Genomic DNA, 13,705 nt, shown 5'->3' with positions numbered 1-13,705 from the left:
TCGCCGAGCGCCCACGAACCGGGCGTGATCACACCCTCTCCATTTCCAGCTCGGCCCAGACGGTGCGCCCGTCGGGCCAGTTCTTCACACCCCAGTCCTTGGCGCAGGCCGCGATCAGCAACAGCCCGCGTCCACTTTCTTCCTGGCCGGTCACGTCACACAGGTGCGGCACGTCTTCGCCGCCCTGGTCGACGACCTCGATGCGCACGCGGCCATCACCGAAGCAGACGACCACGAGGAACCATCCGCCGGCCGCACCGCTCAGCGAGTGCCGCACGGCATTGGTGGCGAGTTCGCTCACGATCAGCACGGCGTCGTCGACGGGGTCATACCCGTCGAGCAGTGCAGCGACGAAGTGACGGGCATGCGCCACCTCATCGGCCACGCCGGGAAAGGCACGGCACCACTTGGACCGCATGGGAAGCTCCTCACTATCGTCTAGGGGGCTAGACAGCCAGCGGCAGCGTATTCCCAATGGCACCCAACAGGCCAGGCATACAGAGGAATTATTCCTCTATGGAGTGAGGCTGTCTCCCAAGGCGTGAAACTCCTGCATCACCCGTAGCAGGAGCTTCCGCACGTCCTCCCCAAAGATGGCAGCCCGTTCGAAGCGGCCGAACGTGTCCTCGTACGCGGCCACCTCGGTGGAGTCGGTCGACACCAACTCGGCGCCGAACGTCTCGACCACAACCGCTCGCCGATCGCACAAGGTGAATCCGTGGCGAGGCAGGACCGGAACCGGGCGACGCCAAGGGACGACCCCGAGCCGCACGGTGCTCAGACTCTCGACCGCGAGCAACCGATCCAGCTGGGCGAGCATCAGTGCCGGTGTGCCCGGCCAGGTGCGCAGCACGGCTTCGGTCAGCACGAACACCGACTCGCGCCCAGGTTCGTACAGCACGCTCTGTCGATCCACACGGGCAGCGACAGCCCGGCCCACGGACTTAGGCGTCGCGTCCGGCGCACTCTCGAAGACGTGCCGGGCGTACTCCGCACTCTGGAGCATGGCCGGCAGAACGACGCACTGGAACGAGCGCACCAGCTGAGCGGAACGAACTTCCTCGTCAACAGCCGCCCCGGTTGAGGGCTCGCTGTCTTCCGGTCGATCGGAGACGGCAGCCGCCTCTACTGCGGCCAGGAGTTCACGCACCTCAAGAGCCGCCGCCTCATCGAGGCCGAGGGCACGCGAGAGCCGATCCAACACATCCAGGCTCGGAACCATGCGCCCGTTCTCCACCTTGGACACCGTCGGCTGTCCCACACGGGCACGCTGCGCCAACACAGCACCCGTCAGGCCGGCTTCTCTACGGAGCGCACGAAGACGCATCCCAAGCGCCCGCATCCGCTCTCGCCGTTCACTCCCCATGACCAGGGTTCTACACCACGAGCCAACAGCCACCGGGCGGGAGAGCAGTGCCAGCCCCCAGCAGAGCCGTGATTCAAACTCTCCCTACTGGTTCAAGGCGGCTCGCTCCGCTCCCCGCGCGCGGCCCGGCCCCCGGCCGGGCCTGCGCTCCTGCCTCCGTCCCGCTCCAGCCCGGCCGGCGCCCGCGCCGCGCAATGCGATCAGCCACCGGATGTGAAAGAAGGGGGACGCCGCCGCACAGATTGCCGCCGCTCTGGCTACCCAGTTCCGCTGGCCCAAGTGCGAGGACCAGCAGATCTGAGAATTGCGCAGGCCACCGCGCGTCAGCAGCCGGACCCTCAAGCGATACCCCAGCACCCCTCAGCCATCAAGCAGCCGCCCTGACTCAGCTCAAGGCCACAAAGCCTGTTACGTGGTTGAGGCCAGTGGAGGTGCAGCGAGACACACGCGCGCGTGATCGGTCGGCCTACCCGCCGTCGTGGCTGGCTTTCGTCAGCTTAGGCACAGACGATCTCTCGGACGAGAGCCACCCCCGCTCCTGGGGCCCCGCAGCCTAGCTCAGGCATGGAGCGCTTTTCAGCATGGTGGGCTCCAGGCGGGGCCCTCATCCGCAATTGACGTAAGGCTGTTGGGTGCAGCGGGTTCTGCGAAAGTGCGCCAGGACTTCAGCCACGCAACGCTTGGTTCATCTGATGCTCACGCTACAGAAGGGGGTTTTCCTGACCTCGCGCTTCTACGGAGTAGGGAGGCGTTGGTTCCGACTTGGCGATCTCACCACCAGGGCCCGCACGATAGCCAGCCGACACAAACATGCTTCGCCGCTTTCCCTACCCGACTAACGCACTATCACACCACTGCCTTGAGGGCTCGCACCGGCCAATCACTCGATAATCATATTAAGCAGACCTAGTAGTGGATCTTGGACCTGTGAGCCGTCTCCAACTTCTCTCTCTGCACACTCGACTGTGTCAATAGCCGTCATGACAAGGTCGCGGATGCTGCTTTCGTCCTGCGAGTGCTTTCGCAGCCAGTCGAACCCTGCATGCGCGTAGCGATCGAGCAGTGCCAGCTGTTCCGCCATGTTCTCACTGGCTAGCAGATCCATTTGTGATCTCAGAGAATCATCGATGGTTTGGTCAGGGGCGGCGCTTGTCAGAACCACCGCAGCGGTGATCTCGGTAGCGCCATCTGCACCGAAAAACACTCGGTCCTGGATAGGAAGCACCCCTCTCTTAGAGGTCGGCATTTCCTCCGCGAGCGTAGGCTGATTTAGCGCCATCGCCAGCGTTGCAGCAAATACGTACGCGTCCCGCATTTCCTTGAATGGGCCAGTCTTAGTGCCTGCCGCGGCGGATTTCGCTTTGCCCGACGTGACAAGCGAATCAAGGATATCCCTGTGATCCGGATAGATGTTGACGTTCGCCATAGCTCGTCCTTCAACTGATATTGGTCATCCGTGTTCTAGCATGTGCCACACCTTCGTCTTGAGCGCTGTAGATGTGGTCCTTCCCATTCCATCGGACTGTTCGGTTACTAGAGCTACGCGAAGTCAATTCCATAATGTTGGCGCTTCCCACGCTACTAGCGATCCCCTCCCATACAGCAACGGATTTCGCTGAAACCAACACGACGACTTGAGGCAGCAACCTGGGCAGCGCATTCACCACGTCGGGCCTCGTACTCATCATCCAATGGACTTGTCGGCGAGTCGAGGACGACTGGGAAGCCATGACTCCGCGATGTATCGACGCTCCCCGTACGCTTGAGTTGTTGCTGATTCCGGGCGATCTCTTCGTAAATCGGAGCCAACCTTGCGATGGCACCCAGGAAAGCAATCAGAACCAACACCTTCTCCGACTGAGAAAGCGGAATCTCCTCATCTTTTCCTGGAAAACGCACTGTAATGCCGAAATCCTCGCCGACGTGGATTTGATACGGCTTGGCAATCAGATCCGAGTAGGTTGCATTGATTGCCTTCTCGAAATCTTCTCGACCAAATCGGTTCAGACCCTTACGGGCTGTATCGAAGAATTTCTTGACCTCGCGAAGGATCTCAATGGCGGCTGTCTTGCGCTTGTGCCCCTCAGATTTCGAAGACTTCTTAGTGTAGTCCGACAGCAACTCTCCGACTTTGGCTGATAGCGCCTCGATTTCGGCTTCAATGCCCTTGGACTCGGCAGCGAGTACATCTACGCTCTTCTGCCTCACCATGGCGATCTCAACTGGGCTCTGGCCTGCTGGGGGTCGTTCCACATCCTGGGCTTCGGTGAATTCCATGAGTTCACGTGTCGCATTGCCAAGCAGCCGTTCAGCCATATCTAGGCACGTCCGCAGCACTGCCTGGAGCATTCTCATGTCGGCACCCTGCTGCGGGCCGGCAACTCCAAGATCTGACGCGAGAGAGGCAATCTCGTCGCGAAGGTTCGCGACCGCCATGTCTTTTTGGGTGGCATGCCGCACAAGCAGAGAGCGAGTCTCCATGCCGCGGACAGCAATCCGCGCGTCGCCGACGTGTGCCCGCAGCCTCTTGATGCGCTCGTTCGCTTCCTTCGAGAGTGGCTCGCCACACAGCGTGCAGCGGCAGTCGTTCAACGTCTTGTCGAGCACCGACTCGTGAATACGCGGAGGCATCAAGCCAGCCTTTTCAGCTAGGTCAAGTTGCGAGATCGCGGAGTACACTGCGCTCTGAGCAAAATGGAGATGCGCCTTGCGGGCTAGGTCGAGGTAGAGCTCGTACGCTCGTTGGGTTGCCAATTCCGCTTGCCGCACGCGCCCCGTTCGCTGTTCGTACTCACGCTCCCATTTCTTGATCTCCTCCGGGTTGTACCTCTCAGCGTCCTTTTTCGCTTTACTCGCTTTGTCCCGGGCATCCGCTAGCAGCCCTGGAAGGGCATCACGACGCTCCTCAGCAGAATTGAGCTCCTCCTGAGCCTGCGCGTACTTACGCCGAGCTTCCTCGACGGTGTTGTCACTATAGTTTTTAGGCGGTTTGAGCGCCTCACTCTCTATCGCCTTACGCAGATCCTCGATCGCCCGGTCGTAGATGTCGCCAGCCAGCAGAGATCTGATCGCCTGGCCGATGTTTAGAGAGGATCCCTCGCCAGGCCCTGCTCCCCTCCAATACGTTCGCTGTACTGAACGTCTCGGCAGGAAAGAAGAACAGGTCCTTGAGTGCTTTAGGGAGAATCCGATAAATGTCGTCTTCAACCGCACGCTCACCGTTCTTGGTAACTGTCAGGTCATATTCGCCAGCGGACTGCCTGTGCGCATCGGTTACCCTGCGGATACGGAACTCATCTTTCTCGTGGATCAGAGTAAGTTCTACCGAGGTCTCGGCAGATGGATCCATCTCTACAGCGTCGACGTTGACCAATTGACTTGGACTCGCGAACCCGTCAGTGAACTCGCCATACAGAGCCCAGGTGAACGCATTGAGAAGGGCTGTCTTGCCAGCACCATTAGGCCCTAGAATTAGAGTTACAGGCTTACGCGGGTCGATAGAGAACTCGACTCGGTGGTCGCCGTGGAAGGACCGCCAATTACGCATTGCCAAGGTCACGAACTTCACTTACGGCCCTCCTTAGCCTTCGCCATCTGAAGAGCACGGTTGGCAAATTCGTCGGGCAGGTCACTACGGTCATCAGAGAACCTCCGTCTATGTTCCGCAGTAACAACGTAATTGACGACCTCCTTAGCCTCAGAGCTCAACTCGCTCGCCATTTTCTGCATTTGCTCTTCAAATGGGTTCATCAGGCCCATTCCTCCATTTCGTCGTCCTCAGTCATACTCATCCAGGGCTGATCAACGGGACGTAGACCGCATTCGTATGCCCACTCGATAATTGTCAGAAGCGCCTCGCGGTTTCGTGCCGCCTCGGCAAGTTCAGCGGCTCGAGACAACTCCCCCGCAATGAGGCGCTTCTCTGAATCAGATGGCTCGCCGGCAGGACGAGGCGGCATTACGATGAAGTCATAGATAACAGCATGCGACTTCGGGTTGTTCGGGTCACGCCGCAAAAGTCGCCCACGACGCTGCACGAATTGCCGAGGGTTTTGGGTCGACGCGGTGATGACACCAATACGCGCGGATGGGATGTCAACTCCTTCGTCTAGGCATTTCATAGCCAATAGAGCCTGAATGTCCCCACTAGCCAGGCGCCCCTGAAGGACCTCACGACGATTCCTGTCTGTCTCACCGTAATAGCATTCGATCCGCATCCCGAATTCCTCGCGGAGCATCTTCTCGGTCTTCTTGAGCGCAGGGAAGTCAGTCTCGGGATTCTTCCCTTCGGCGACATAGATAATCTGGTGCGTCTGGTCTTTCAAGCCGCTCGCCATCAACTGACGAAGTCGGTCGTGCTTTCCAGTAGCATGCTGAGTTAGCCTGGTGCGCGCTCGGATTTGAGCCTCTGCCGCTAGCTCATCCCCCTTGGCGAATGCAGCCGCGATCCGTTGCGAAATCTGCCGATAGCGCTTGGCCTCGTCATCGGTCAGCTCGATCCGATAGGGCAAGTAGTCATAAGGTACGAGTGCGTTGTACTGATAGATTGCCTGCTTGATACTGATCGAAACCACGGGATCGCCGAAGTAGCTTAGGAGAGCCTGCGTACCCTCGTCGTCGCCGTGCCGCTTGGGCGTCGCAGAGAGCCCCAGGGTAAACGTGGGATTTGGGGGCAACGCGTTTAGACGCGCTGGTGTGCCCAGCGAGTGCATTTCATCCCCGATGACCATTATCCGGCCACGATGACGGGCCAATTGTCGCTGCACAAAATGTTCGTCATCAGCGACGTCCTCCCCACGCGGCGCGAGGCTGCCCGCTGTGGTGATTACCATCTCAGCTCGGCGCCCTTGACTTGATCGGGCAGCTGAGAATACAGATTTCAGATGCTCTCGCTGTCTACTGGTGAGGGTGCCGTGACAGACAGCGGGACGAAAGCCGAACCGCTCGGCCTCCTGACGCCATTGCTCCACTAGATCGATCAGTGGCACGATCACCAGCACAAGCAGTGGCTTGTTGGCGTTGGAGGAGGATACGGAGGCTTGCGTCGCGGCGGTCAGGGCGGTGATGGTCTTACCAGTGCCTGTTGCCATAGCGAAAGTGCCGCGTCCACCAGCCCGGAGCCAGTCGTTCACCGCAGCTTGTTGAAACTCGCGCAGTGTGAGGTCGTCAGGTAGCGACGGGACAAGCGACACTCCTTCCAAAGAAGGGGCGATCGATGAGACTGGTTGGTCAGTTTCGGTTATTGTCCGCCCTGCAGACGGCTCGCGGATGCCGAAGTTGGACCGCATAGGATTCTCAATCCAGTCGTTTACCCGCCACAAAGCTACGCCATCAACGCGCTCGCCCCATAGCTGCTCGAACCGGTCTCGTTCTTCGCAGGCATACGCGCGCTGCTCCTCGTTCACCCAACTACGATGCAGCGGAAACGACTCTGAATGAAGCCTAGCCCCGCCGATGGTTTCATTCGGACTGCCGGTGAACGTCATCCAGTTACCGGCCTGGTCAGAGAAGACTCCGATCTTCTCATGGAATAGTGCGTAACTGTGCGTATGCTCTCGCAGTGCGATACGGACATCCAGCCGGCCAGAGGCGACCATCCATGTCAGCAGCTTCAGCCGGTCAGCTAGTACAAGGCTAGGAATCGGCTGCAAGATGGCGCTTCGAAGCCCCTCCTTGAGGTAGCTCTTGAGTTCCTCGCCCTTACCCATTGCTGCCAGCTCGTCGTCGCTTAGGTGGGCAGGAGACGTAATGAGCCGCATCATGCCGCCGTTGAGAACGAACCTGTCAAGTGAGGGCGCAATTGCCGCCAGAATACCCGCAGAGAAAAACCCAACGGCCCGATCGTAATTTCGCGACCGGGCGAAGGCAGGGACATAGAAATCTTTGATTAGGTCATCTGGCGGCGAGTTGTACCGGCGCTTCCACCTCGGTTCCCAAGAGGGCAAGTCGTCGGTCATCACGCGCCTTTCAGGAGGTCAAGCAAAGGATCCTTCACAGGATCGTGGTCTCTGCCGTCGCCGTCAGACCTCTGAGACTTGGGAGAATCCAAATGAGCGTCCATCCCCGGCAACGGAACGTCGGACCTTTGGGGCTGCATGCCTGAATCGCCAACTAGTGTCAGCAACAAAGCGGTCAAGATATCTACGGCGCTCTCTCTGCCGCACTGTCGTATATTACGCAAATCAGCGATGGTGATCCCCAGCAACTGATCGAGGCGCCTAAGATGATTCTTGCGTAGCAGGTTTCGTGCTCGCTGGGTATGGCAACGGGCGTCGACCTCGTCGCCATCGGTCGTCGAGCGCCCCAACAACGTGCCTAGGTCGTTGGGGGAGTCGACGTCCACGAGGATCCGAGCCCACGCCTGTGCTGTCGCCACGCGCATCGTGCCGGCAGGAGCCGCGTCCACGTCGACGACCGCCTGCTCATACTCCACGTTCTCGCCCCACTCCCCGCGATCCCTGAACCCACCATTGTTCTCAGCCTGTCGCCACGTCACCAACACCCTGGCGAGTGATACCTCGATCCTCTTCCCCGGCCACGACAACCGCGTCCACGGGTTGCGCCAGTCGTGTGTGAAAAAATTAGCGTAGCGATCACTGTGACACGCAGACTCCCCGGAAGGTTGCCCTTCAGTGCTGGTCTGTGAACCAGCCTGCCTGGCGTCCTCACGCGGCCCAAACAACACCCATCGCCGCCGGGACAACACCAGCACCCTCCATCCCAGTCAGGGCACACTGCAAGATGGCGGTCATCGGTCACCAGACGTTTAGAGTGCCAGCCGCCCAGCCCGGCTCAACAGGATTCCTATTGTGTAGCCATGAAGCTCGCACGTTGGCCGCCCTCCGCAAGGAGTTGACGGCACCGAGACCTGCCACAACACGCGGTGAAAGCGACATAGTGGGCGAATCATGATGACTTGTGGGCGCGAGATAGTAGCGCCGGCCAACCGCCTGGTACCCACAGGCGAAACTGTCCGCGACTGGCTCACCCGTAGGGCTAGGCAGCCCTACAAGGCAACCCTCTGGTCCTCCGCGAGGCTCGGATACACCGATCCCCCAGGGAGGCCTGCCTGGGGGATCAGTAGGGTCGCGTCAGAGGGTGACGACGGCGCCAACTAGCCCTTCGATGGTGGCCATTTGCTTGTCCGCGCCCAGATATCCGATGCCGCGGTGCAGGTGCACGGTCAGCATGCGAGCGACGTTCTCATCGGACACTTCCTGCCCGACCGCCACGCAGCGCTGCTTGAGCAGGGCCAGATAGACATCACCGTGCTGGCCGGCGAAGGTCTTCCAGGTCATCTCCACATTGGAGTCGGTGACGATGTCCTTGACCAGCGGAGTCGAGGGGTCTTTGAGGGACAGCAACAGCGCCCAGCGGCAGAGCACGTTCCACTGGGTGATGCCGGTGGTGCGCTTGAGGTAGATCAGCCGGTCCTTGGCTGGCTGAGACAGGCGGACGTTGTCAACCGGCATGCTGTGCTCCTGCGTTCCACCAGTAGCCTTCGACCACAGCGGTGGTGAACTCGGTGTCGTCGTGGACGAGGGTGTAGGTCTGGGCGACGGACTTCTTCATGCGGCCCAGCAGGTACTCGTCGATCTCCTCGTCAGTGGACAGCAGGAGGACCTGATCGCTGGCGTTGGGGAAGTAGCGGTCGACGAGGTGCTCGCGATGACGGCTGTCGAGGCGGCCCAGCGGGGTGTCGATAACGCTGGGCAGGCGGTTGCCGGCGACCCGCATCAGGCCCCACAGCAGGGAGACGGCCAGGAGCTGACGCTCGCCGGCGCTCAGGCGCGCGGGGTCGATAGGCTCCCCGTCGGCATCGGCGAGAGTGAGGGTGAACTTATCGGTGTCGATGCGCAGGTCGTGCACGAGTCCTTGCTTGCGCATGAGGACCTTGAAGCTCTGCAGGACGGCCACTTCGAGTCGGCTGATGTGCCGCTTGAGGAGGGCGGAGCCGAAGCGTTCGAGAGTGTCGCGGGCCTTTTCAGAGTATTTGATGATCCGCTCGACCTCCTCTGCTTTGACCTTGGTGCGGACGAACTCCTTGTGGGCTCGTTCGAGCAGGGTGGTGACGTGCTCGCGGCGTCGCTTGAGGTCCTCCAGCTTGGCCGTGGCGCGGTCGCACGCGGCTTGGCTGCGGGCGACTTCCACGATCTGCTCGTCCCGGGCGACTTGCAGGGCTTCGACCTTGTCCTGGGCGGGCACGCCGGCGAGCTGCCGGTCCAGTTGGTCGAGTTGTTCTGTCAGTTCTGCGGCGCTGCGCAGTAGCTGCTGGGAGCGCTCCTCGTCCCGATGGAGAAGTTCATTCAAGACGGTGAGCTGAGCCAGTGCGTCGTGCGGCAAGCGTAGGTCCACTGGCAGTTGCGTCTTGTCGGCACGCTCGGCGCGGTCGGCGTCCAGTTGCTTAAGCACATCGGCGCGGACGGTGTCGGGCACCAGATCCAGCAACCACTGGTCACGCGCTTCGAGTACCTCCAGAACCTGTGCCGACTGCTGGGCTTCCTGCTCCCTTTCGGCCTGCCGGCGCACGTCCTGCAGGAGTGGTTGGGCCATCAGCAGGGGCAGCGGGCCCGCGGCGAGCTGGATCAGCTCGCCGCGCACTTGGGCCAGGCGGGCGGCGGTCTGCTTTTTGTCGTTCTCCAACTCGATGCGCCTAGTGAACAGATCGCCGCCCTCGTCGGCGAACGCCTTCTCCAGGCTGTCCAGCTTGCGCTGCGCCTTACCGAGCTCGGTGCGGGAGTGGGCGAGTTCCTGATGGGCGATGTCGTACTGGGAGAGCACCGCTTCGCGTTCGGCTTCCTGGGCGCGGATATTGTCCAGCAGGTGCTGTTCTTCGTCGGACAGCTTCTGGCGACGCTGCAGGGCCAGCAAGTCGTTGCGCAGCTGCTGGACGGTGCTCACACCCAGGAGGGAGTGGACGGCGGACTCGATGACGGAGGCGGCCCGTTCGGGGTCGGCCAGTGATTCGATCTTCTCACCGTCGAAGAAGGCCAGGGAGGCGATCTCCAGGGGGAGGAGGGATTCGACGTGGTCGGCCCAGCCCTCGCTCAACAGCCGATTGAACTTGCCCTCGGGCGTCACGTTGCGTTGCGTCTTTGCGCGTACGCCGTAGGTGTCGTCGACGTAGACGTTGAGGAATTCCTTGAGGGTTTTACCGCTGATGTGCCAGCTGCGGACGACGCGGTAGTAGTGCTCGTGCCCGCCGGTCATGACGGTGAACTCGAGAGTGATGGCAGAGCCGCGGGTGGGGTCGGCCTTGCGGTTGATGCTCTCACGCAGGTAGGCATCGTAAGCCTTGGTGCCGCGGCCGCTGCAGCGGGCGCGGTTGCCGTAGAGCGCCAGCTGGATGGCATCGAGCAGGGTCGTCTTGCCGCACCCGTTCAACCCGCCGATCAGGATGATCGGCTTGTTCTTCTTGGGGGTGAGATCAAGAGACTGCTTGCCGCGGTAGGCCCCGAATTCTTCGAGGGTGATCTTACGCAGGAGCATCGAGTTCGTTTTCGTCGTCGAAGGTCAGGTTCTCGGCGATGTCGTCACGCCACTTTTTCTTGCGTGTAGCGAATTCCACGGCGTCTTCGTGGTTGTCGTAGTAGCCCTTTTGCACGGCTTGCTCGAGGGCCTGGAAGAGGCCGGACCGGCGAGCCATGGTGCGGTACTTCCGCTCGACGGCGAGGAGTTCGCGGACCATGTTGTAGTGCAGGTCGTCGCCGTCGCAGACCTGCTTGAGGACATCCATCTCGTCGGAGCCCATGACAAGCTGCTCATCCAGCGGGCCACCCGGGAACGGCTCGCCGGTGGCGTCCTGGTAGATCTGCGGCAGGCTGTCCTCGACCTCATGCTTGTCGAACACCCAAATCCGGCGGATCTCATGGAGTTCGTCGAGCGTGATGAGTTCGATGTTCTGCACGTGCTCGGGGGCGTGGGCACGGATCCACGTTTGCGCCTGGAGCAGATCCTTGAGCCATTCTTCGCGGTAGGACTGCAGATAAGGGCCGTGGATGGCGCCGTCGTTGAACAGCATGACCTTGCCGTTCATCCGGCGGAAGTCACGGGCCGGCTTGTCGGGGCGCGGGAACGGTGCCTTGCGACCGGGTGGGAGGTCGGGGTCGCCCTCCTGGTAGTGACCGAAGGGGGCATCGAGCTTGTTGCGCAGATCCAGCAGGGGGAGCATCCACTCCTTTTCCTCGTCGTTCTGGATCATGGCGGACATGGACTTGTCCTGCTCGACGAGGGTGCAGGTCCAGCAGCCGAAGCGGCTGGAGCCACAGGATGGGGTGGTGGAGTCGACCACGAGGGGGCATTCGCCGTCCCCGGAGGCGCCCTGGTACATGGTGAGTAGGTCCTGATTGTTGTAGCCCCAAGGGTTGGGCTTCTGCATCAGGAACTCCCACACATCGTCGTTAGTCCAGTCCTCAACGGGGCTGTAGACGAGAGAGTTAGGCAGGTTGGCGTTAGGTGAGAGGCGGTCGCGCACGCGTCGCTTCTCGTGCTTTTCCATGGCGCGGGCGCGGGCTTGGCTTTCTGCCTTGCGGATGCCCAGCACCATGATCGCTTCGCCGTGGGCAGCGACCACGCTGCGGATGAAGCTGTTCGACGGCTTGATCTTCAGTCGCTCGGTGCACCAGCGAAACTTCGGGCGCGGGGCGGGATAGCCGCGGCCGATGAGGTTCACCCAGAAGGTGTCCTTTATCTCCGGCGTGAGGCGGTGTGGTTCGATCGGCAGACTCTGTGCCTGTGCCGCGTCCTGCATGGTGCCCAGGGAGGCTGAGACCCAGGCGGCGACAACTGGGTTCTCCACCAGGGTGTCGGTGGAAATGACGTGCACGGCCTTGGTGCGCTGCTCGGCGGGCAGGTCTGCGAGGGCCATCCACACCAACTGCAGGACCGCGGTGGAGTCCTTGCCTCCGCTGTAGCCGATGACCCAGGGCACTTGGTCGGCAGTGTAGAGCTCGCGGATCTCCTCGGTGAGCTCGGTGACAACCTCGTCCAGCGAACGCCCGTTGAAGGGCTTGCGGCGTACGGGGGTGAGCCCAAGATTGAGGGGGATGGTGGTCATGCCTCGCCTCGCAAGTATGCGTCTTCCACGCGTTGTTCTTCCGGGCTCAGCTCCAGGCCCAGATGCTTACGCAAGTAATTAACAGTAAGTGTCACGTTTTGATGGCTTTTGGAGACGCGGCCGCCAACGATGGCACGCCCCTCCCAGTCGGCGTTGGCCCGGCTCCAGTCCACCTGCTTCAACGGAACCAGACGCTTCTTCCACACAGTCACCTTGAGGGACTCGCGCAGCAGCGAGTTGCCGATACGGCCCAGCGCATGCAGGGCGATGCCGTGACTGTGAATGAAGTCCCGGCGCATCTCTTGCGCGGACAGCTGCTTGTCACGCACCATCGCCCACTCGGGCAGCGCCGCGTCCATGGCCTCCCAGAACGACTGCGCCAGCCCAGTCGCCTCGTCCTGCTGCAGTTCGAGGCCTTGGAGCAGGGACTGGTTGCCGAAGTACAAGGCGCTGAGGGTGAACAGCTTGCGGGAGCGGGCGGACAGGGTGCTCTTCTCCATCTCCACAAAGCCCTTGAAGATGGCCGAGCGTTCAGTGAGGGTCCGGGTGATTTGTGCGTTGGCGTCCCGGTGGTCGTACAGGACGCCGATCGAGCGCGCCGGACGAACGGCGTGCCGGTTGAGGTCGGCGAACATCTGCTGCGAGCGGGCGAGTCCCGTGTCGTGGAAGAAGACCACAGCGATGGTCTCGTCCCCCAGGTCGGGGTTTTCCTTCAACGCCAGCTCGATGGCGGCGCGGCGGTGCTGCCCGTCGTTGATGAGGAAGCGTGCATCCATGGGGATGCGCAGCTGCCCAGTACGGTGCGCGGCTCCTTCGACTCCCTGGCTATCGAAGACCATGTCTCCGTCCACGGAGGCGGTCAGGGCACTGAAGACGTAGTCCTCGGGGTTGTCCAGGATGTAGCGGGCGAGCGCCGGCAGGCGTCCCTTGTTCAAGACCCGCTGGGCTCTCAGCTCGGCGGAGAGATCATCTTCGTCGAAGAGGAAGATCTTCGGGATGAGCCGCAACGGGCACATCGACGCATAAAACTCCCGCCCCGCCTGCACCCCGCGGATCGCAGGGAACGTGTACTCAAAGCCAGTAGACACCCGCGAGACAGCCCGCCCCGCAGCTTTGCTCGCCACTTCAGTCTGCACCCATGCACTCTAGCGTGCGCGTACGTGTCCAGAGAAACGTACGTCGCTCCTGTTTCAACGTATTCAGATGCACAGAATGACGTAACACGCCTTCGACCAGGCGTCTGCAGTCGGCGAAGCGACAGAGAAACAAGCACCCCGAGGACG

The 13,705-nt window shown here is 61.3% G+C and carries 10 protein-coding genes and 1 pseudogene; all 11 read right to left on the bottom strand.

The genetic code is table 11. The annotated features are described in order from the left end of the window. Positions 1-28: 28 nt before the first annotated feature. The 11 genes and pseudogenes from LN251_RS20535 to dndB all read right to left on the bottom strand — a co-directional run bounded on the left by LN251_RS20535 (position 29) and on the right by dndB (position 13,558). Positions 29-418: an ATP-binding protein gene (locus tag LN251_RS20535; RefSeq protein ID WP_458245676.1), complete on the bottom strand. Its 390-nt coding sequence runs from the start codon at positions 416-418 to the stop codon at positions 29-31. Positions 419-514: 96 nt separating this feature from the next. After that, positions 515-1,366: a helix-turn-helix domain-containing protein gene (locus tag LN251_RS20530; protein WP_458245675.1), complete on the bottom strand. Its 852-nt coding sequence runs from the start codon at positions 1,364-1,366 to the stop codon at positions 515-517. An 880-nt stretch (positions 1,367-2,246) separates the two neighbouring features. Next, positions 2,247-2,792, bottom strand: coding sequence for a hypothetical protein (locus LN251_RS20525; RefSeq protein WP_458245674.1), 546 nt, complete (start codon positions 2,790-2,792; stop codon positions 2,247-2,249). A gap of 155 nt (positions 2,793-2,947) precedes the next feature. Next, a complete protein-coding gene (locus LN251_RS20520) occupies positions 2,948-4,579 on the bottom strand; it encodes a hypothetical protein (protein WP_458246815.1) in 1,632 nt (543 codons plus the stop codon). A gap of 7 nt (positions 4,580-4,586) precedes the next feature. Then, positions 4,587-4,925: pseudogene (locus LN251_RS20515) on the bottom strand (AAA family ATPase); the annotation flags it as partial. A gap of 190 nt (positions 4,926-5,115) precedes the next feature. Continuing rightward, the gene (locus tag LN251_RS20510; protein ID WP_458245673.1) at positions 5,116-7,323 is read right to left on the bottom strand and encodes a DEAD/DEAH box helicase family protein; all 2,208 of its coding nucleotides are present in this window, start codon (positions 7,321-7,323) and stop codon (positions 5,116-5,118) included. Then, on the bottom strand, positions 7,323-7,799 hold the full coding sequence (locus tag LN251_RS20505; RefSeq protein ID WP_458245672.1) for a hypothetical protein: 477 nt from the start codon (positions 7,797-7,799) through the stop codon (positions 7,323-7,325). Before LN251_RS20505 ends, LN251_RS20510 begins: the two co-directional genes overlap by 1 nt. A gap of 658 nt (positions 7,800-8,457) precedes the next feature. Beyond that, positions 8,458-8,838, bottom strand: coding sequence for a DNA sulfur modification protein DndE (dndE, locus tag LN251_RS20500; RefSeq protein ID WP_458245671.1), 381 nt, complete (start codon positions 8,836-8,838; stop codon positions 8,458-8,460). Further along, entirely contained in the window at positions 8,828-10,855 is a 2,028-nt protein-coding gene (gene dndD, locus LN251_RS20495; RefSeq protein ID WP_458245670.1) for a DNA sulfur modification protein DndD, read from the bottom strand. Before dndD ends, dndE begins: the two co-directional genes overlap by 11 nt. Further along, positions 10,842-12,422, bottom strand: coding sequence for a DNA phosphorothioation system sulfurtransferase DndC (gene dndC, locus LN251_RS20490; RefSeq protein WP_185806362.1), 1,581 nt, complete (start codon positions 12,420-12,422; stop codon positions 10,842-10,844). The genes dndD and dndC overlap by 14 nt, the downstream gene beginning before the upstream one ends. Beyond that, positions 12,419-13,558: a DNA sulfur modification protein DndB gene (dndB, locus tag LN251_RS20485; protein ID WP_458245669.1), complete on the bottom strand. Its 1,140-nt coding sequence runs from the start codon at positions 13,556-13,558 to the stop codon at positions 12,419-12,421. Before dndB ends, dndC begins: the two co-directional genes overlap by 4 nt. Positions 13,559-13,705 lie beyond the last annotated feature (147 nt).

The sequence above is a fragment of the Streptomyces sp. MAI_2237 genome, from assembly GCF_054189285.1.
This window is presented reverse-complemented; position numbering and strand designations above follow the sequence as displayed.